The sequence below is a fragment of the Serratia sp. BFP-2025 genome (assembly GCF_050880365.1).
GTDB lineage: Bacteria > Pseudomonadota > Gammaproteobacteria > Enterobacterales > Enterobacteriaceae > Serratia > Serratia surfactantfaciens.
Genome location: NZ_JBPAFV010000002.1, coordinates 267,538 through 288,067 on the forward strand (window position 1 = coordinate 267,538; position 20,530 = coordinate 288,067).

At 60.7% G+C, this 20,530-nt stretch carries 17 protein-coding genes; 12 read left to right on the forward strand and 5 right to left on the reverse strand.

Features of this window, described 5'->3' with window-relative positions; all coding sequences use genetic code 11:
• The first annotated feature begins 22 nt into the window (after positions 1 to 22).
• From abgT to ACRAWE_RS16745, 6 genes are all read left to right on the forward strand, one after another.
• Positions 23 to 1,549 (forward strand): p-aminobenzoyl-glutamate transporter, encoded by a 1,527-nt coding sequence (gene abgT, locus ACRAWE_RS16720; protein WP_019453040.1) that lies wholly within the window; start codon positions 23 to 25, stop codon positions 1,547 to 1,549.
• Positions 1,550 to 1,726: 177 nt separating this feature from the next.
• Complete coding sequence (locus ACRAWE_RS16725; protein WP_154747323.1) at positions 1,727 to 2,653, forward strand: aminoimidazole riboside kinase; 927 nt, start codon at positions 1,727 to 1,729, stop codon at positions 2,651 to 2,653.
• Between the two features lie 194 nt (positions 2,654 to 2,847).
• Positions 2,848 to 4,257: a carbohydrate porin gene (locus ACRAWE_RS16730; protein ID WP_063918755.1), complete on the forward strand. Its 1,410-nt coding sequence runs from the start codon at positions 2,848 to 2,850 to the stop codon at positions 4,255 to 4,257.
• Positions 4,258 to 4,320: 63 nt separating this feature from the next.
• Entirely contained in the window at positions 4,321 to 5,691 is a 1,371-nt protein-coding gene (locus tag ACRAWE_RS16735) for a sucrose-specific PTS transporter subunit IIBC (RefSeq protein ID WP_063918739.1), read from the forward strand.
• Complete coding sequence (locus ACRAWE_RS16740; RefSeq protein ID WP_063918738.1) at positions 5,691 to 7,100, forward strand: sucrose-6-phosphate hydrolase; 1,410 nt, start codon at positions 5,691 to 5,693, stop codon at positions 7,098 to 7,100. The genes ACRAWE_RS16735 and ACRAWE_RS16740 overlap by 1 nt, the downstream gene beginning before the upstream one ends.
• 21 nt (positions 7,101 to 7,121) lie before the next feature.
• The gene (locus tag ACRAWE_RS16745) at positions 7,122 to 8,165 is read left to right on the forward strand and encodes a LacI family DNA-binding transcriptional regulator (protein ID WP_063918737.1); all 1,044 of its coding nucleotides are present in this window, start codon (positions 7,122 to 7,124) and stop codon (positions 8,163 to 8,165) included.
• 54 nt (positions 8,166 to 8,219) lie between these two features.
• Here ACRAWE_RS16745 and exbD read toward each other — a convergent pair whose 3' ends face one another.
• Both exbD and exbB read right to left on the reverse strand, forming a co-directional pair.
• On the reverse strand, positions 8,220 to 8,642 hold the full coding sequence (gene exbD, locus ACRAWE_RS16750; protein ID WP_004937307.1) for a TonB system transport protein ExbD: 423 nt from the start codon (positions 8,640 to 8,642) through the stop codon (positions 8,220 to 8,222).
• A gap of 3 nt (positions 8,643 to 8,645) precedes the next feature.
• Positions 8,646 to 9,629 (reverse strand): tol-pal system-associated acyl-CoA thioesterase, encoded by a 984-nt coding sequence (exbB, locus tag ACRAWE_RS16755; RefSeq protein ID WP_211129724.1) that lies wholly within the window; start codon positions 9,627 to 9,629, stop codon positions 8,646 to 8,648.
• A 431-nt stretch (positions 9,630 to 10,060) separates the two neighbouring features.
• Here exbB and metC point away from each other — a divergent pair, with 431 nt between their 5' ends.
• Entirely contained in the window at positions 10,061 to 11,257 is a 1,197-nt protein-coding gene (gene metC, locus ACRAWE_RS16760) for a cystathionine beta-lyase (protein ID WP_019453042.1), read from the forward strand.
• A 145-nt stretch (positions 11,258 to 11,402) separates the two neighbouring features.
• Positions 11,403 to 12,065, forward strand: coding sequence for a DedA family protein (locus ACRAWE_RS16765; protein WP_019453043.1), 663 nt, complete (start codon positions 11,403 to 11,405; stop codon positions 12,063 to 12,065).
• Positions 12,066 to 12,075: 10 nt separating this feature from the next.
• Here ACRAWE_RS16765 and ACRAWE_RS16770 read toward each other — a convergent pair whose 3' ends face one another.
• Complete coding sequence (locus ACRAWE_RS16770) at positions 12,076 to 12,996, reverse strand: LysR family transcriptional regulator (RefSeq protein WP_154747320.1); 921 nt, start codon at positions 12,994 to 12,996, stop codon at positions 12,076 to 12,078.
• A 108-nt stretch (positions 12,997 to 13,104) separates the two neighbouring features.
• On the opposite strand from ACRAWE_RS16770, the gene ACRAWE_RS16775 reads away from it, so the two are divergent.
• A complete protein-coding gene (locus tag ACRAWE_RS16775; RefSeq protein ID WP_432525634.1) occupies positions 13,105 to 14,133 on the forward strand; it encodes a zinc-dependent alcohol dehydrogenase family protein in 1,029 nt (342 codons plus the stop codon).
• Positions 14,134 to 14,152: 19 nt separating this feature from the next.
• Here ACRAWE_RS16775 and ACRAWE_RS16780 read toward each other — a convergent pair whose 3' ends face one another.
• Positions 14,153 to 15,040: an AraC family transcriptional regulator gene (locus tag ACRAWE_RS16780; protein WP_232094201.1), complete on the reverse strand. Its 888-nt coding sequence runs from the start codon at positions 15,038 to 15,040 to the stop codon at positions 14,153 to 14,155.
• A gap of 226 nt (positions 15,041 to 15,266) precedes the next feature.
• On the opposite strand from ACRAWE_RS16780, the gene yqhD reads away from it, so the two are divergent.
• The 3 genes from yqhD (at position 15,267) to ACRAWE_RS16795 (ending at position 18,267) form a co-directional block, all read left to right on the forward strand.
• On the forward strand, positions 15,267 to 16,430 hold the full coding sequence (gene yqhD, locus ACRAWE_RS16785; RefSeq protein WP_063918734.1) for an alcohol dehydrogenase: 1,164 nt from the start codon (positions 15,267 to 15,269) through the stop codon (positions 16,428 to 16,430).
• 265 nt (positions 16,431 to 16,695) lie between these two features.
• Complete coding sequence (gene dkgA / locus ACRAWE_RS16790) at positions 16,696 to 17,520, forward strand: 2,5-didehydrogluconate reductase DkgA (protein ID WP_019453048.1); 825 nt, start codon at positions 16,696 to 16,698, stop codon at positions 17,518 to 17,520.
• Positions 17,521 to 17,661: 141 nt separating this feature from the next.
• Positions 17,662 to 18,267, forward strand: a complete 606-nt coding sequence (locus ACRAWE_RS16795) for a transglycosylase SLT domain-containing protein (protein WP_025160100.1) — start codon at positions 17,662 to 17,664, stop codon at positions 18,265 to 18,267.
• Between the two features lie 66 nt (positions 18,268 to 18,333).
• On the opposite strand, the gene ACRAWE_RS16800 is transcribed toward ACRAWE_RS16795, so the two are convergent.
• A complete protein-coding gene (locus tag ACRAWE_RS16800; protein ID WP_019453050.1) occupies positions 18,334 to 20,502 on the reverse strand; it encodes a YgiQ family radical SAM protein in 2,169 nt (722 codons plus the stop codon).
• Between the last annotated feature and the right edge of the window lie 28 nt (positions 20,503 to 20,530).

Here is a 20,530-nt window from a genome sequence, read left to right on the forward strand (position 1 = left end):
AGCAAACACAGAGGGTAAAATCATGAGTGAGGCCACAACGCCAATCAATAAAAGCCCCGGACGCATTTTTTACTGGGTGGAACGCATCGGCAATAAGATCCCCAATCCGTTTCTCCTGTTCGTCTATTTGATCATGGTGCTTATGCTAGCCACCGCACTGTTTTCCTGGCTCGACGTGGCGGTGAAAAACCCGGCCACCGGCGAACTCATCAAGGTAAATAACCTGATGAGCGTGGCGGGCATGCAATGGATATTCCCCAACATCATCCATAACTTCAGCAGCTTTGCGCCGCTGGGGGCTATTTTGGCGCTGGTGATAGGCGCCGGCCTGGCAGAAAAGGTCGGCCTGCTGCAGGCGCTGATGTACAAAATGGCCTCGCGCGTCAGCGCCCGCTACGCCAGCTATATGGTGCTGTTTATCGCCTTCTTCAGCCATATATCATCGGACGCCGCGCTGGTGGTGATGCCGCCGCTTGGCGCGCTGATGTTTATCGCGGTGGGCCGACACCCGATAGCCGGGCTGCTGGCGGCGATCGCCGGCGTCGCCTCCGGCTTTACCGCCAACCTGTTAATCGTCACCACCGACGTATTGCTTTCCGGCATCAGCACCGAAGCCACCAAGGCGGTGGACGGCGCGGTTCACGTCAGCGTGATCGACAACTGGTACTTTATGGCCACCTCCGTGATCGTGCTGACCATCGCCGGCGCGCTGCTCACCGACAAGTTTATCGAACCCCGACTGCCGAAGTGGCAAGGCAGCGCCGAAGACAAAATCGCAGCGCTGACCCCGCTGCAGAACCGGGGGCTAATGATGAGCGGCATCGCCGCGCTGGTGTTTATCGCCATCATCGCCGCCCTGGTGGTGCCGGAGGCCGCGCCGCTGCGCGATCCGCACACCGGTTCGGTGATCCCTTCCCCGTTCATCAAGGGCATTGTGCCGATCATCATCCTGTTCTTCTTCACCGTCGCCATTACCTATGGCGTGGTCACCAAACAGATCCGGCGGCCGGACGATATTCCCCACCACTTGCTCGATCCGATGAAAAGCATGGCGGGTTTTATCGTGATGGTGTTTCCGCTGTCGCAGTTCGTGGCGTTCTTTAACTGGAGCAACATGGGCAAGTTTATGGCCGTCGGCCTGACCGACATGCTGGAAGCCGCCGGCATGAGCGGCGCACCGGCGTTTCTCGGCCTGATGTTCCTCTCCGCCTTCCTGTGCATGTTCATCGCCAGCGGCTCGGCGATCTGGTCGATTCTGGCGCCGATCTTCGTGCCGATGTTTATGCTGCTCGGTTTTCACCCGGCATTCGCCCAGATGATCTTTCGCATCGCCGACTCTGCGGTGTTGCCGCTGGCGCCAATGTCGCCGTTCCTGCCGCTGTTCCTCGGCTTCCTGCAGCGCTACCGCAAAGACGCGCAGCTCGGCACCTATTACGTGCTGATCCTGCCCTATCCTTTGGTGTTCTTCAGCGTGTGGATTTTGCTGCTGCTGGCCTGGTATGCGCTTGGGTTGCCAATCGGCCCCGGCGTCTACCCGAAGATGGGCTAAGCCACCCCGTTATCTCGCCCCGCGCCGGTTCGCGGGGCAGACTCCCTTCCCCAGGCCAAGCAGAAAGATTGATCTTCCTCACCCTCCAAACACCTTAACGCATTATTTCATTGCCTTGCTAAACCGGTTCTTCTATTTTAGCAACCCATCTAACAAGGACAAAAACAGGGATTATGCATGATGAATCGCGTATGGGTACTGGGCGACGCCGTGATCGACCTGGTGCCGGAAAATGCCAACGGCTATCTCAAATGCCCCGGTGGCGCGCCGGCTAACGTGGCGGTAGGTATCGCCCGCCTCGGTGGCGACAGCGCCTTTATCGGCCGGGTGGGGCAAGACAGCTTCGGCGCCTTTTTGCAGCAGGTGCTAAGCGATGAAGGGGTGGATATCGGCCATATGCGGCCGGATCCCGAACATCACACCTCCACGGTCGTGGTGGATCTCGATCAGCAGGGTGAGCGTTCATTCACGTTTATGGTGCAGCCCAGCGCCGATCTGTTTTTGCAGCCCGACGATCTGCCGGTTTTCCAACAGGGGGAATGGCTGCACCTCTGCTCCATCGCGCTCTCTCAGGAACCCAGCCGCAGCGCGGCCTTTGCCGCGATGGAACGCATCCGGGCGGCCGGTGGCCGGGTCAGTTTCGATCCCAACATCCGCGAAGAGGTCTGGCGCCAGCCGGAAGCGCTGCGCCCCTGTCTGCAAAAGGCGCTGCTGCTGGCGGACGTGGTGAAACTGTCGCGCGAAGAGCTGGCTTTTATCAGCCATCTTGACGATCTGGAGAACGCCATTCGCTGGATGATGCAAACCTATCCGCTGCGCCTGCTGCTGGTAACGCTGGGCGGCGATGGCGTCTGCGTACACGATGGGCATCGTCTGCGCCATTTCCCCGCGCCGCCTGTCGTGCCGGTAGATACCACCGGCGCCGGCGATGCCTTCGTCGCCGGGCTGTTAGCGGCGCTGGCACGTCTTCACGAATTGCCGCAAGAAGCACAATGGTCGGCGATCATCGCCCAGGCTCAGGCCTGCGGCGCGCTGGCCACCACCGCCAAAGGCGCCATGACCGCCCTGCCCTGCGCCGACGAGTTGGCTGCTTTCCTGCGTTGACTCTCTGCGTCCACGGCGCTCTCCTTAGCGCCGTGGTCTTTTAGCCCACGATTTGCGTACTCGATCACAATAGCTGAATCGGGTTAGCAAACTTGATTGCCAGTCCGCTTCTCGATCGCTATCTTTCGCCTTGAAAAACCGGTTTAGCAATTTAGCAGAAAATAATAACAACCCTTCCCGGATGATAGACGATGATGAAAAAACTCAGCTATTTGGCGATAACAACAGGGCTTTTCCTCTCCGCTTCCAACGCAGCGGCCTCGAGCGGCAACAGTATCGAGGCGCGTCTCAACGCGCTGGAGCAACGTCTGGCGCAGGCGGAACGGCGCGCCACACAGGCAGAAACCCGCGCCACGGCGGCTGAACGTCGGGCGCAACAGCTGGAACAGCGCACCGCCAACACCGAAAGGCAAACCGCTCAGGTCGCGCAACGTGCCGCCGCGCCGGAAACGCAATCTCCCTCGACCGGCGCGCTGAAACTGAACGGCTTCAACGATCTGAAGCTGTACGGCGACGTGGAGTTCAATCTGGACGGCGCCAGCCGCAGCGGCCAGTTGACGTCGTTGAAAGGCAGCGATCACAAGGATTGGAAACCCGGCAACAAAGAGCGCTGGGATATCAACGGCCGCATTCTGGTGGGGCTGGACGGCTATCGCCGCAATCCGGGCGGCAACTTTTCCGGCTTCAGCGTCCAGCCGCTGGCGGACATGACCGGCAAAATGAACCTGGACGACGCAGCTTTCTTCTTCGGCAATGAAAAGAACTGGCAAACCAAAATCGGCCGCTTCGAAGCCTACGACATGTTCCCGCTGAATCAGGACACCTTCATTCAATACTCCGGCAATACCGCCAACGATCTGTACGCTGACGGCTTTGGCTATATCTATATGATGAAAGAAGGCCGTGGCCGCAGCAGCAGCGGCGGGAACCTGATGTTGAGCAAATACGCCGGGGATGTCTATTTCGAACTGAACACGCTGGTGGAAGACGGCACTTCGCTGTTCCAGGACAGCAGCTACCACGGCAATGCGCTGGACAATAAGAAAAACGTCGCCTATTTGCGCCCGGTGATCGCCTGGAAGAAAGATGCCTTCAGCATCGCGGCGGCGATGGAAAGCAACGTGGTGAATAATGCCTACGGCTATCAGGACAGCCAGGGCCGCTTCGTCGATCAATCGAAGCGCAACGGCTACGGCATGACCATGAGCTGGAACACCAACGCGGCCGATCCGGATAACGGCATGGTGGCCAACCTGAGCACCGCCTATCTGGATGCGTCAGGCGAGCAAGACTTTACCGCTGGCGTTAACGTGCTGTGGCGGCGCTTCGAACTGGGTTATATCTATGCCCATAACAACATCCAAGAGTTCAATACCGCCGGGATCGCCGCCGATATCCACAATCCGCTCAGCGAGCCGGGCAACTACGACATCCACACCGTTCATGCGTCGTATCAGATACCTAATATTATGAATATGAAGAATTTCAATGTGTATTTAGGCGCCTATGTTTCGCTGCTGGAAGCCAACGCCGAGAACAAGATCGCCAACGGCGACAACGACCAGCGTTACGGCGTGCGCGCCAGATTCAAGTATTTCTTCTGACACCGATTCACGGAATTGCGCCGCAAACTGCACGGCGACATTTTAATTTAGCAAGGGGACAACATGGACATTACCGCAACCGCCAACGCGCTGTTGCCGCTGCTCGGCGGTAAAGAGAACATCGCCAGCGCCGCCCACTGCGCCACGCGCTTACGCCTGGTGCTGGTGGACGACAGCAAGGTGGACAAAGAGGCCATCGGCAAACTGGACGGCGTCAAAGGCTGCTTCAGCAACGCTGGTCAGATCCAGGTGATCTTCGGCACCGGGCTGGTCAACAAGGTGCATGCGGAATTCATCAAGGCGGCAGGCGTCAGCGAATCCAGCAAGGCCGAAGCCGCCGATATCGCGGCGAAAAAACTCAACCCGCTGCAGCGCATCGCCCGCCTGCTGTCGAACATCTTCGTGCCAATCATCCCGGCGATCGTCGCTTCCGGTCTGTTAATGGGGCTGCTCGGCATGGTGAAAACCTACGGCTGGGCCGATGCCGACAGTGCGTTGTTCATCATGCTGGATATGTTCAGCTCGGCGGCGTTCATTATCCTGCCGATTCTGATCGGTTTCACCGCCGCACGCGAATTCGGCGGCAACCCTTATCTGGGCGCCACGCTCGGCGGCATTTTGACACATCCGGCGTTGACCAACGCCTGGGGCGTCGCCGGAGGGTTCCACACCATGAACCTCTTCGGTCTGGAAATCGCCATGATCGGCTATCAGGGCACCGTGTTCCCGGTGCTGCTGACGGTATGGTTCATGAGCCTGTTGGAAAAACGCCTGCGCAAGGTGATCCCCAACGCGCTCGATCTGATCCTGACGCCGTTCCTGACGGTGGTCATCTCAGGCTTTGTCGCCCTGCTGTTTATCGGCCCCGCCGGTCGGGCGCTGGGCGACGGCATCTCCTTCGTGCTCAGCACGCTGATTGTCCATGCGGGGTGGTTCGCCGGGCTGCTGTTCGGCGGTCTCTATTCCGCTATCGTCATCACCGGCATCCACCACAGTTTCCACGCGGTAGAGGCCGGGCTGCTCGGCAACCCCAATATCGGCGTCAACTTCCTGCTGCCGATCTGGTCGATGGCCAACATCGCTCAGGGCGGCGCCTGTCTGGCGGTTTATTTCAAAACCCGCGACGCCAAAATCAAAGCTATTGCGGTACCTTCGGCCTTTTCCGCCATGCTCGGCATCACCGAGGCGGCGCTGTTTGGCATCAACCTGCGCTTCGTGAAACCGTTTCTGGCGGCGCTGGCGGGCGGAGCGCTCGGCGGTGCCTGGGTGGTGGCCAACCATGTCGGCATGAACGCGGTCGGGCTGACGGCGATCCCCGGCATGGCGATCGTGCAGGCCAGTTCTCTGGTCAGCTATATCATTGGTCTGGCGATCGCCTTTGGCAGCGCCTTTGTCCTCTCCCTATTGCTGAAATACAAAACGGACGCGCAATGATGGAAGAACTCAGCTTAATCAAGCAGGCAATGCGGGCGTTAATGAACGGCCAGCCGCTCGCGCGGCGCGATCCGCACCGACCGGACTGGCATCTGGCACCCAGCGTTGGCCTGCTGAACGATCCCAACGGCTTTATCCAGCACAACGGCATTTATCATCTGTTTTATCAGTGGAATCCGCTGGGTTGCGATCACCGCAACAAATGCTGGGGACACTGGCAGTCAGCCGATTTACTGCATTGGGAGCACCAGCCGATCGCCCTGGCGCCCGGCGCCTGTTACGACAGCCACGGCTGTTACTCCGGCTCGGCCGTGGTGGCGGAAGACAAAATCACGCTGATCTACACTGGCAACGTGAAATTCCCAGACGGCTCACGCACCGCCTACCAATGCCTGGCTCAGGAAAGCGAGCGGGGCGAATATCGCAAACTCGGGCCGGTGCTGCCGCTGCCGGAGGGCTACAGCGGTCACGTACGCGATCCGAAAGTGTGGCGTCATCAAAATGACTGGTACATGGTGCTCGGCGCACGTGACTTGCAGGATCGCGGTAAGGTGCTGCTATGTCGTTCCAGCGATCTGCGCGACTGGCAAGCGCTGGGAGAAATCGCCGGTTCCGGCCTGAACGGTCTGAGTGAATTCGGCTACATGTGGGAGTGCCCGGATCTGTTCTCGTTGGACGGTGACGAGGTGTTGATCTGCTGCCCGCAGGGACTGACGCCGCAGCCGGAACGTTACCTCAATCGCTATCAGGCCGGTTATCTGCTCGGCAAGCTGGATTACCAGCAGGCAGCCTTCCGTCACGGCGAATTTCGCGAACTGGACGCCGGCTTCGAGTTTTATGCGCCGCAGACAACGCTGGCGGAAGATGGTCGCCGCCTGATGTTCGGCTGGATGGGCGTACCCGAACAAGATGAAGAAGCCCATCCGACGCGCCTTTACGGCTGGCTCCACACCATGACCTGCCCGCGCGAGCTGTTGCTGCAGCATGGCCGCCTCCACCAGCGCCCGGCACGCGAGCTGCAACAGCTGCGCGGCGAACCAACATGCTGGCAGGGGCGCGCCGATGACGCCCCCGTCTACGCACTGGGCGCGGCAGAGCTGCAATTAACGCCACAGGGCCCGTTCAACGCAACCTTTGGCGACGCGATGACGCTGAACTGGGACGGCGAAAGGCTGCAGCTGACGCGAGCTTCCCTGGCCGACGGCCGGCCGGAGCACCGTTACTGGCGCGGCCCGGTCACGCATCTGCAACTGCTGTTCGATCGTTCCAGCGTGGAGATTTTCATCAATCATGGCGAGGCGGTGATGAGCGCACGCTACTTCCCGGCTGGTGAGCCGCAACTGCGGCTGTGCGGGAGCGCGCCGCTGGCGTTGGAATACTGGCCGCTGACGCCATGCATGCTAGAATGACGCATCCTCCGATGACTTCAGATGGCGTCAGTGAAAAAAAATAAACGCATTACCATCAGTGACATCGCCACGCTGGCCGGGGTGTCGAAATCGACCGCCAGCCTGGTGCTGAACGGCCGCAGCAAGGAATACCGGGTGTCCGACGACACCCGCGATCGCATTCTGGCGCTGGCGCACGAACACCATTATCAGCCCAGCATCCACGCCCGCTCTTTGCGCTCCAACCGCAGCCACACGCTGGGGTTGGTCGTACCGGAGATGACCAACTACGGTTTTGCGGTGATTTCGCGCGAGCTGGAAACGCTATGCCGCGAAGCCGGGCTGCAGCTGTTGATCGCCTGCACCGATGAAAACCCAGCGCAGGAAATGATGGCGGTGAACAGTCTGGTGCAGCGGCAGGTGGACGGCTTGATCGTCGCCTCCAGCCAGTTGAACGATGCCGAATACCAGAAGATCAACGCCGGGCTGCCGGTGGTGCAGATGGATCGTCTGATCGCCGGTTCCGAACTGCCGCTGGTGATCACCGATTCGGTCAACTCGACCGCCGACCTGGTGGAAAAGGTCGCGCGCCAACATCCGGACGAGATCTATTTTCTCGGCGGGCAGCCGCGCATTTCGCCGACCCGCGATCGGCTGGCCGGTTTCCAGCTTGGCCTGCAGCGCGCCGGCATAACGTGCAAACCGGAATGGATCATCAACGGCAACTATCATCCCAGCTCAGGTTACGAGATGTTCGCTCAGCTTTGCGCACAGTTGGGGCGGCCGCCCAAAGCGCTGTTTACCGCCGCCTGCGGCCTGTTGGAAGGGGTATTGCGTTATCTGACTCAACATCAGCTGATGGAGAGCGACATCCACCTGTGCAGCTTCGACGATCACTACCTGTTCGACTGCATGACGCTGAAGATCGACACCGTCGCACAGGACTGCCGGGCGTTGGCGCAATATAGCTTCGACCAAGTCACCGCACTGATCGACGAGCGGCCGCTGGAACAGAACGCGCTTTATCTGCCGGGCCGTATCCGCTGGCGCCATGCCGGTTCCCGGGCTTTGTTGGCCGGAGAGTGATATCTCTGAAACAGAAAAGGGCGCCGAAGCGCCCTTTTCTGTTTCATCAGCCCGCTATTTGGCGGCGCCTTCCATGCCCACCAGCCCCACTTTCAGGTAGCCGGCTTTACGCAGAGTGTCCATCACGCTCATCAGCGTTTCATAGTCCACGCTCTTGTCCGCCTGGAAGAAGATGGTGGTTTCTTTGTTCGCCTGAGTGCGTTGATCCAGCACCGAAGTCAGCTGATCGGCATTCACCGGCTGATCGCCGACGTAGAGCTGCTTGTCGGCCTTCACCGACAGGAACACCGGTTTCTCCGGCCGCGGCTGCGGCTTGGCGGAGGAGGCCGGCAGATCGACGCGGATATCTACCGTTGCCAGCGGCGCGGCCACCATAAAGATGATCAACAGCACCAACATGACGTCGATAAACGGCGTTACGTTGATTTCATGCAGTTCGCCGCTGTCGTCCAGATCTTCATTTAAGCGCATCGCCATGACTCACCCCGCCCGCAGTTGGTGTGCGTGCTGTGAGCGCTTGGCTTCCGCCGTCGCGGCCAGATCCAAATCACGGCCCTGCAGCAGCAAGACCTGTGCCGCTACGTCGCCCACCTGGGCGCGATGGCCGCTGATGACGCGAGCGAAGATGTTGTAGATAACGACGGCAGGGATAGCCGCGACCAGACCTAGTGCGGTCGCCAACAGCGCTTCCGCGATGCCCGGCGCCACGACCGCCAGGTTGGTGGTCTGCGAATGGGCGATGCCGATGAAGCTGTTCATGATGCCCCACACGGTACCGAACAGACCGACGAACGGCGAGATGGCGCCGATGGTGGCCAGGAAACCGTTGCCGCGGCCCATGTTGCGGCTGTAGGCCGCTACGCGGCGCTCGAGGCGGAAACCGGTGCGCTCTTTGATGCCGTTGTTGTCGTTGGATTCCGCAGACAGCTCCAGCTCATTTTGCGCGTCGTTCAGCAATACCGCGCTGACGCTCTCCGGTGAGAAGTTTTGCGCCAGTTCGGAGGCTTCATCCAGAGAACGCGCTTCGGCCAGCGTCAGCTGTTCGCGGCGCAGACGGCGCTTGGCGCGCAGCAGTTCGCTGCCCTTGGAGAATAGAATGGTCCAGGTCACGATCGAGGCCAACACCAGGCCGATCATCACCGCTTTCACCACCGCGTCGGCGTGCTGATACATGCCCCAGACGGACAGGTCCATGCCGCGAGTTTCCGGTGGTTGGATCGTTGGTGCCGGGTTCACCGGCGTGATGCTCTCAGGCGCGGCGGCTGCCGGCGCAGGCGCAGGCGCGGTGCTCGGCGCAACGCTTTCGGTAACGGCCGGGTTGGTCGCCGGCGCGGCCTGCGCGCTGCCGGCCAGCCCCACGACCAGCACCATAGAAGCCATCAGGCTGCGGCCAAAGGCCTTGCCCCACTGCGCCCGGCCCTGACCGAACGATCCTTGATTTAAATTCTTGCCAGCCGTTTTCACGCTGTGCCTCCACCCATTACCGATCAAAATTAAGGAATAATTCAGCGTGCGATCATATCAAACCAACCGGGGATTGATAGTAGTTCTCATTATTATTTACCAAATAAACGAGAAAATTTTAGACAGCCTTGCCGCAAAGTGCCAATCCGCGTCCGTTCAGCGCTAAAAGCCCCTTTTATAGGGCGATTTCGTTACTTTTATCCCACAACGGTGCAACAAGACCACGCTGCCGAACGGCGCCTCAGCCGAGGAATGGGCTTCTCTCTTCCCACTCGGCAGAAGGATGACACGAGAAATGCGTGACCGGCAGCCAATTATAGCCGTTTCTATATCCAGAAGTTAAAACGTCTGGATGGCTATATTAACTCATGCTAACGTAAGGGCTATCGCAAACGGGCACGTGCAGAGCAACCAGAGGTGAGCCAGGTACCATGACGTCAAAACACATCGAAACCACGCTGATCGGCGCCGGCCGCGGCAAACGCTACACCCAGGGCTCCGTCAATCCCGTTACGCAACGCGCCTCTTCCCTGGTCTTCGACTCCGTCGCCGCCAAAAAACACGCCACCGCACAGCGCGCCCACGGCGAGCTGTTTTATGGCCGACGCGGTACCCTGACCCACTTTGCGCTGCAGGATGCGATGGTGGAGCTTGAGGGCGGTGCCGGCTGCGTGCTGTACCCTTGCGGCGCGGCGGCGGTGGCCAATGCGATCCTGTCGTTCGTCGGCGCCGGCGATCACCTGCTGGTCACAGGCTCGGTGTACGAGCCAACCCAGGATTTCTGCACCCATATCCTCGGCCGCATGAACGTCAGCACCACCTATTTCGATCCGCTGATCGGCGCCGACATCGCCAATCTGATCCAACCCAATACTCGCGTGGTGTTCCTTGAGTCCCCCGGTTCCATCACCCTGGAAGTGCAGGATATCCCGGCCATGGTGCAGGCCATTCGCGCCGTGGCGCCGGACGTGGTGATCATGATCGACAACACCTGGGCGGCGGGCGTGCTGTTCAAGGCGCTGGATTTCGACATCGACATTTCTATTCAGGCCGGCACCAAGTATCTGATCGGCCATTCCGATTACATGCTCGGCACCGCCGTCGCCAACGCGCGCTGTTGGGACCAACTGCGCGAGTACTCCTATCTGATGGGGCAGATGGTGGATGCCGACACCGCCTACATGGCGAGCCGCGGCCTGCGCACCCTGAGCGTGCGGCTGAAACAGCACGAACGCAGCAGCATCGAGGTAGCCAACTGGCTGGCCGCGCGGCCGGAGGTGGCGACGGTCAATCATCCGGCCCTGCCGAGCTGCAAGGGCCACGAGTTCTACCGCCGCGACTTCAGCGGCTGCAACGGGCTGTTCTCTTTCGTGCTGAAGGAACGGCTGGACGATACGCAGTTGGCCGCTTACCTGGACAACTTCAGCCACTTCAGCATGGCCTACTCCTGGGGCGGCTTCGAGTCGCTGATCCTGGCCAACCAACCGGAAGAACTGGAAGCGATCCGCCCGGCGGGCGGCGTCGACTTCTCCGGCACGCTGGTGCGCTTACACATCGGCCTGGAGAACGTCGAAGACCTGATCGCCGATCTGGCGGCCGGTTTCGATCGCCTCAGCGGCGTGCGCTAAGGCGGATTCCGGTAATTTTCTTCGTCTCGTTTAATGTCGGCTTAAGCTATTAGCGGTACACTAACCGGGTAACTGTCAGATACGGTAACCGCCGCACCCTGGAGAACGTGACCCCGGGCGCAACCGGCATGCAACAGGACATAAAATGGATGTATTACGAGAGATTATTCATGCGCTTTGGCAGCAGGACTTTGTCGCCCTCGCCGATCCAAGCGTGATTTGGGTGGTTTACGCCGTGCTTTTCACCACCCTGTTTTTGGAAAACGGACTGCTGCCCGCCTCCTTCCTCCCCGGCGACAGCCTGCTGCTGCTGTCGGGTGCGCTGATCGCCAAAGGCGTGATGGGCTTTGCCCCCACTCTGCTGATTTTGACCGCCGCCGCCGGCCTCGGCTGCTGGCTGAGCTATATCCAGGGCCGCTGGCTGGGCCATACCAGCCTGGTAAAAGGCTGGCTGCTGCAGTTGCCGGCGCAATACCACCAGCGCGCGCACAGCCTGTTCAACCGCCATGGGCTGACGGCGCTGCTGATCGGCCGCTTCCTCGGTTTCGTGCGCACGCTGCTGCCAACCATGGCCGGCATCTCCGGGCTCAATAGCTCGCGCTTTCAGGTGTTTAACTGGCTGAGCGCGGCGATCTGGGTCTGTGCGCTGGTGGGCCTCGGCTACGCTTTCAGCCAAATCCCGCTGGTGAAACGCCACGAAAGTCAGGTGATGACCGGCTTGATGTTGCTGCCGCTGCTGCTGCTGTTTGTCGGCTTATTGGGCGCCATGTTGGTGATCTGGCGCAAGAAGCGCGCCGCCTCGTCTTAAGCCCGGCGCGTTATAGCGCCTTTTCGACCAGCGCCAGGCTGGGGGGCAACTTGCTCACCAGCGTATCCACCGCCAGCCGCACCTTCAGCGGCAGATGGGGCGTGTGCGGCCATACCGCATGCGCTTCAAAGGCCGCACCCGGCCGATCGCGCAGCAAACGCACCAACGCCCCGCTCAGCAGCTGTTCACGCACCAGCCAGCACGGCAGCCAGGCGATACCGAATCCTGCCGTCGCCGCATCCGCAATGGCCTGCAGGTCGTCCATCTGCAGCCGGTTGTTCGGCATCACCTCCTGCGGCTTGCCGCCTTCGTCCAGCACCCGCCAGCTGCGCCGCGCGCCGGCGCGCATGTAGGTCACCGCCTCATGCTGCGCCAACTGCTCGATGTTATGCGGTTCGCCGCGACGCTGCAGATAGGCCGGCGAGGCGCACAGCGCCATGCGGTGATCGCCGATACGCCGCGCCACCAAGCCGCTGCTGTTGGCCAGTGTACCGTTGCGAATCGCCATATCGAAACCGTCCTCAATCAGGTCCACCACCCGATCGCTGAACGACAGCTCCAACTCCAACCCAGGATGCTCGCGCGTCAGTTCGGTCAGCAGCGGCGCAATGCACATGCGGCCAAACAGCACCGGCATCGACACTCGCAGCCGGCCGCTGACCTGTCGTTTTCCCGACTCCAGCAGCGTTTCTGCGCCGCGGATCTCCTCCAGCGCCCGCAGGCAACGCTCGTAGAACAGCGCACCGTCGTCGGTCAGGCTCTGGCTGCGCGTGGTGCGATGAAACAGCCGCACCCCCAGCCGCTGCTCCAACCGGGCGATGGTTTTGCCGACCGCCGAACGCGAAAGATGCAGCCGGCTGGCCGCCACTGCAAAACTGCCCGCCTCCACGGCGATAACGAATACCGAAATGCCGCTCAACCGATCGCTCATGATTTGTCGCTCTGAAAGAAACAATCTGCGGAAATCTTATCGCCACTGGCGAACCTTTATCAACGATATTATCGGCAGGTCTGTTAATCGCTGACTTTGGAGAACATCATGACCAACACCATGCAACGCTGGACGATGAGCGCCCTGGGGCGTGAGCACCTGCAGCTGAGCGCAAGCGCCATCCCACAGCCGGGACCGCACGAAATCAGAGTGAAAGTGAAGGCTATCTCACTCAATTACCGTGACAAACTGATGATAGAAAGCGGCATGGGGCTCACGCTGCCGCAGCCGTTCACTCCCGCCTCGGACATGGCCGGCGAGGTCGATGCCATCGGTCCCGGCGTCAGCCGCTTTCAGCCCGGCGCGCGCGTCATTTCCACCTTCAGCCCCGGTTGGCTCGACGGCGAGCAAAAACCCTACGGCGATGCGCGCCGGGTGCCTTATCACACCCTCGGCGGTTTTTATCAGGGCGTGCTGGCGGAATACGTGATACTGCATGAAGATTGGCTGGTGGCGGCGCCGGCGTCGCTGGACGATGCCCAGGCCAGCACCTTGCCGTGCGCCGGGCTGACCGCCTGGTTCGCACTGGTGGAGCAAGGCAGACTGCGCGCCGGCGACTCGGTATTGGTACAAGGCACCGGCGGCGTGGCGCTGTTCGCGCTGCAGATCGCCAAAGCGCAGGGTGCCGAGGTGTACGTCACTTCCGGCAGCGACGAAAAATTGGCGCGCGCCAAGGCGCTGGGCGCCGACCACGGCATAAATCGTCTGCATGGCGACTGGGTGGAGAAGGTCTATCAGCTGACCCAGGATCGCGGCATCGACCATGTGGTGGATACCGTGGGCGGCACCAATCTCGGCAACTCGGTGCGCGCCGTGGCGGTGGGAGGACGTATCTCGGTAATCGGCATCCTGGAAGGCAGCGAAATCTCCGCCCCCGCCGGCCCATTGCTATTGAAATCCGCAGTGATTCAGGGCATCGGCGTCGGCCACCGCCGCGCGCTGGAAGACCTGGTGCGCGCCGTGGACGCCGTTAAACTGCAGCCGGTGATCGATCAGGTATACCACTTAGATCAACTGCCCCAGGCGTTGGATCACCTCGATCGCGGGCCGTTCGGCAAGATCGTATTGACTCCATAACCCACCGCCCGGCGGCGACTCACCCCTCCAACAGCAGCGGGTTGGCGTCGCGCAGCCGGGCGACTTCGTCGCTCGGCGTCATGCCGAACAGCCGTTTGAACTCGCGGCTGAACTGCGACGCGCTTTCGTAGCCGACGCGGATCGCCGCGGTGCTGGCCTTCAGGCCGTCATGCACCATCAGCAGGCGCGCCTTGTGCAGCCGGTACGACTTCACATACTGCAGCGGCGAAGTGTTGGTCACCGCCTTGAAGTTGTGATGGAACGCCGACACGCTCATATTGACTTCGCCGGCCAGCTGCTCGACGTTGAGATTGTCAGCATACTGATTTTCTATGCGCCGCAGCGCCTTGGCGATCTGGCTGAAGTGGGTATGGCGATTCACCAGTTCCTGCAGCGAGGCGCCGCAGGCGCCGCGCAGCACATAGTAGAGAATCTCCCGTACGATCTGCGGCCCCAGCACCCGGGCGTCGAGCGGATTGGCCATCACGTCCAGCAGACGCTCGGTGGCGCACAGCAACTCTTCCGTCATTTCCGCCAGGTTCACCCCGTTGCTCTGGGCGCGCGGTTGCATCAGGTAGTCGTCGTCGCCGATGTCGATCAGCAAGTCCTGCAGCATTTGGGTATCGATATTGACCGCCAACCCAACCAGCGGCAGTTCCGGGCTGGCGAAGGTTTCGCATTCAAACGGCAGCGGCACCGTCATCAGCAGGTAGTTGCGCGGATCGTATTGGAACTTCTTATTGCCGCAATAACCGACCTTGTGCCCCTGAAAAACGATGACGATCCCCGGTTCATACATCACCGGCTGACGCGGACTGTGGCGATCGACATACAAAATCTTCACCCGCGGCACCGGCGACGGCGTGTAGCCATTGCCGCTGGCGATAGCCATCGCCTGGCGCGCCATGCGGCCGCGCAGCGCATCGATTTCAATCACGGAAACACCCTCTTACAGTCAGAACGATTCGGCATAAATAATAATTTAAAACTCTCTATTTCTACATCGACTTGTAGGAATAGGCAAGAACCAGACAGGAATATGCATTGTGCGTTGCCGCCCGGTTCCTGACAATACGGGCCAGACACCTTTGCGCCGCTTTGGCGCCCGCCTGACAGAAAGAGAGAAATTAGCCATGCAAAACTTCATTCTGCATACCCCAACCAAAATCCTGTTCGGCAAGGAGCAAATTGCCGACGTGGCCGGCCAGATCCCGGCGGACGCACGCATCCTGATCACCTACGGTGGCGGCAGCGTAAAGAAAAACGGCGTGTTGGATCAGGTGCATAGCGCGCTGGCCGGCCGCGACGTGCGGGAGTTCTCCGGCATCGAGCCTAACCCGACCTACGAAACGCTGATGAAAGCGGTCGAGGTGGTGAAAGCGGAAAACATCGATTTCCTGCTGGCGGTCGGCGGCGGTTCGGTGGTTGACGGCACCAAGTTCATCGCCGCCGCCGCCCGCTATACGGCCAGCAGCGACGCCTGGCACATTCTGCAAACCGTCGGCAGCCACATCACCGACGCGGTGCCGATGGGCTGCGTGCTGACACTGCCGGCCACCGGTTCAGAATCCAACAGCGGTGCCGTGATCACTCGTAAAAGCAGCGGCGACAAGCAGCACTTCTTCTCGCCGCTGGTGCAGCCGCGCTTCGCCGTGCTGGATCCGGTGGTGACCTACTCGCTGCCGCCGCGCCAGGTAGCCAATGGGGTGGTCGACGCCTTCGTACACACCCTGGAACAGTATTTGACCTACCCGGTCGATGCCAAGGTGCAGGATCGTTTCGCCGAAGGCCTGCTGCTGACCCTGCTGGAAGACGGCCCGCGCGCGCTGGCCGAGCCGGAAAACTATGCGGTGCGCGCCAACGTGATGTGGAGCGCCACCATGGCGCTGAACGGCCTGATCGGCGCCGGCGTGCCGCAGGACTGGGCGACTCACATGCTGGGCCACGAGCTGACCGCCATGCACGATCTCGACCATGCGCAAACGCTGGCCATCGTGCTGCCTGCGCTGCTGCACGAGAAGAAAGCGCAGAAGCGCGAAAAACTGCTGCAGTACGCTGAACGCGTCTGGGGCCTGCGCGAAGGCAGCGAAGAGAGCCGCATCGACGGCGCCATCGCCGCCACCCGCGCCTTCTTCGAACAAATGGGCGTGCCGACCCGCATGGCGGATTATGGGCTCGACGGCAGCAGCATTCCGGCGCTGCTCAACAAGCTGCATCAGCACGGCATGACCGCCTTAGGCGAGCACCAGGACATCACCCTGGACGTCAGCCGCCGCATTTACGAAGCAGCTCGTTGATCGCAAAACGGCGATTTTTTGCTAGGCTTTAGTCTCCGTCTGGCATCCTGCGCCCGGCCGATCGCCGGGCGCCTCAATGCGCCGCCGATCGTTTCGTACCACCCGTCTTACCGCTCATTCGCAGGGAGAGCGGGGAGAAAGTCGCCCTCCCGTCACCGCTGAAATTAGGCTGGCAAACCCGGCAACCGCCCATTTTGCCAACTAGAATTTATCTATAGCCGTTTCGGCGCCGCAGGCGCCGCAATCCGTACACAAGGAGAAGCGCATGACAACGCAACAACCCATCATCAAACTCCACGATGGTAATCTGATGCCGCAGTTGGGTCTCGGCGTTTGGCAGGCGAGTATTGAAGAGACCACCCGCGCGGTGAGCAAAGCGCTGGAGATCGGTTACCGCTCCATCGATACCGCCGCGATCTACAAGAACGAGGAAGGCGTGGGCGCCGCGCTGCAGGCCAGCTCGCTGCCGCGCAGCGACCTGTTCATCACCACCAAGCTGTGGAACGACGATCAGGGCGATCCGCTGGCGGCGCTGGAAACCAGCCTGGAAAAACTCAAGCTGGACTATGTGGATCTGTATCTGATCCACTGGCCGCGCCCGCAGCAGGATCAATACGTCTCCGCCTGGCGCGAACTGATCAAGCTGCGCGATCAAGGCTTGGTGAAAAGCATCGGCGTGTGCAACTTCCATACGCCGCACCTGCAGCGCCTGCTGGATGAAACCAACGTAGCGCCGGTGGTCAATCAGATCGAACTGCACCCGCTGCTGCAACAGCGCCAGCTGCGCGCCTGGAACGCCACCCATCACATCGCCACCGAATCCTGGAGCCCGCTGGCGCAAGGCGGCGAAGGGGTGTTCGACCAGCCGCTGATCAAGGCGCTGGCCGAAAAATACGAGAAAACGCCGGCGCAGATCGTGGTGCGCTGGCACCTGGACAGCGGCCTCATCGTGATCCCGAAATCGGTCACGCCGTCGCGCATTCGCGAAAACTTCGAGGTGTTTGATTTCAAACTCGATAAGGACGAACTGGGCGAGATCGCCAAACTGGACGTCGGCAACCGCCTCGGGCCGGATCCGGATACCCTGTAATCCCTCCCCAAGCCCTCTTCGCCGAGGAGGGCTTTTCCTTTCCGCGCATTGCTCCCTTCCATTGCCTGACGTTATGATGACAACGCCGGAGACCCCGGCCGCCGGTTAACGCCGTTAAAAAACAGACAAGCACGGAGCACCATGAAACCCTCTTTCTCACACTGGTCACGGCTGGGCATGCTTTGCGTCATGCTGGTGCTGGCGGGCTGCGCCGGCAAGAAACAGCGCGTCAGCTACGATCGCCACGCCTTTGATGGCGCCATCAAAGACGCCGCCAGCGAATACGGCGTGGACGCCAAGCTGATCACCGCCATGATCCAGGTGGAGTCCGGCTTCAACCCCGCCGCCGTCAGCAAGTCCAATGCGATCGGCCTGATGCAGCTGAAAGCCGATACCGCCGGCTGCGACGCCTATCGCTACAAAGGGAAACGCGGCTGCCCGGACGACGATGACCTGCGGGATCCTGACACCAATATCGATCTCGGCGCCGCCTATCTGGCCATCTTGCAAAAACAACAGCTTAAAGGGATCGCCAATCCCGTCACGCTGCGCTACGCCACCATCATCGCCTATGTCAACGGCACCGGCGCACTGCTGCGCACCTTCTCCAGCAACCGTCAGCAGGCCATCGCGATGATTAACAACCTGTCGCCGGAAGCCTTTAACTGGCACGTGCGCAAATATCATCCCGCACCGCAGGCGCCGCGTCATTTGATGAAAGTGGAAGCCGCTTACGAACGGTTGTGATGAACCAAAGTAAATAAAAAGGAGAACCCGAGGGTTCTCCTTTTTGTTTGCGCGTGAGCCTGGCCGTTACGGCTTGGCCTTGCGAATCGGTTTGCGCGGCGGCCGGTTGGACGGCGTGCGCTGCCGATTGATGTCGGTGTGTTTGGTCAACGCCGGACGGGTATGGCGCTGCAGACGTTTCGCTTCGCGCTGCTCATCGATGCTCGGCGCCGGTACCAGGCAATCGCGACGGCTGCCGATCAGGTGCTTCAGCCCCATCTCTTCCAGCGCGGTGCGGATCAGCGCCCAGTTGGCCGGATCGTGGTAACGCAGCAGCGCCTTATGCAGACGACGCTGGCGATCGCCGCGCGGCACCACCACGTCTTCGCTCTTGTACCCCACCTTGCTCAGCGGGTTTTTGCCGCTGTAGTACATGGTGGTCGAGTTGGCCATCGGCGATGGATAGAAGTTCTGCACCTGATCGAGGCGGAAACGGTTCTTCTTCAGCCACAGCGCCAGGTTCACCATGTCTTCATCACGGGTGCCCGGATGCGAAGAGATGAAGTACGGGATCAGGTACTGCTCTTTGCCCGCCTGCTTCGAGTAGTGATCAAACAGCTGTTTGAAGCGATCGTAGCTGCCCATGCCCGGCTTCATCATTTTCGACAGCGGGCCTTCTTCGGTGTGCTCCGGCGCGATCTTCAGGTAGCCACCGACGTGGTGGGTCGCCAGCTCTTTGATATAGCGCGGATCTTCCACCGCCAGATCGTAACGCACCCCGGAGGCGATCAGGATCTTCTTGATGCCCTCCAGCGAACGCGCGCGGCGATACAGCTTGATGGTCGGCTCGTGGTTGGTATCCATGTAGGTGCAGATCTCCGGATACACGCACGAGGCGCGGCGGCAGGTCTGTTCGGCGCGCGGGTTGGTGCAGCGCAGCATATACATGTTGGCGGTCGGGCCGCCCAGATCGGAGATCACGCCGGTAAAGCCCGGCACCTTGTCGCGGATCTCTTCAATTTCGCGAATGATCGAATCTTCTGAACGGCTCTGGATGATGCGCCCTTCGTGCTCGGTGATCGAACAGAACGAACAGCCGCCGTAGCAGCCGCGCATGATGTTCACCGAGAAGCGGATCATGTCGTAGGCCGGAATGCGATCCTGACCATAGGACGGATGCGGCACGCGCTGATAAGGCAGGGCGAAGACACTGTCCATCTCCGGCGTGGTCAACGGGATCGCCGGCGGGTTGATCCACACATAGCGATCGCCGTGCTTTTGCATCAGCGCGCGGGCGCAGCCCGGGTTGGTTTCATGGTGCAAAATGCGCGAGGTGTGCGCATACAGCACCTTGTCGCCCTTCACTTTCTCGAAGGACGGCAGCAGCACGTAGGTCTTCTCCCACGGCTTCGGCTTGGCGGCGCGCACGGTGATCGGTTTGGCTTCCGGCTCTGCCGGCTTGGCGCCGTCGGCGCAAGGCAGGTCGTCGCCGTACGGGTTTGGGATAGGCTCAATGCGACCCGGCTTGTCGAGGCGGGTGGAATCCACGCCGCTCCAGCCCGGCAGCGCTTCTTTACGCATCACCGCGGTATTGCGAATATCGTGGATATCGCCGATCTTCTCGCCGGCGGCCAGGCGATGCGCCACTTCCACCAGCGGGCGTTCGCCGTTGCCGTAGATCAGCATGTCGGCCTTGGAATCCACCAGCACCGAGCGGCGCACGGTATCCGACCAGTAATCGTAGTGGGCGATGCGACGCAGGCTGGCTTCGATGCCGCCCAGCACGATCGGCACGTCTTTGTATGCTTCTTTACAGCGCTGGCTGTAGACCAGGGTCGCGCGATCCGGGCGCTTGCCGCTGACGTTGCCGGCGGTGTAGGCGTCGTCATGGCGCAGTTTGCGATCGGCGGTGTAGCGGTTGATCATCGAGTCCATGTTGCCGGCGGTGATGCCGAAGAACAGGTTCGGTTTGCCCAGCCGCATGAAATCTTCTTTGTTGCTCCAGTCCGGCTGCGCGATGATGCCGACGCGGAAGCCCTGCGCTTCCAGCATGCGGCCGATGATCGCCATGCCGAAGCTCGGGTGATCGACATAGGCGTCGCCGCTGATGATGATCACGTCGCAGCTGTCCCAGCCCAGTTGATCCATCTCTGCCCGCGTCATCGGTAAAAACGGCGCGGTGCCAAAACATTCGGCCCAATAGGGCTTATAGGAAAACAGTTCACGATCGGGTTGGATCAGGCTGGTGGTGCTCATTCTGCCGCTCTTTTTACAGGTTAATTAA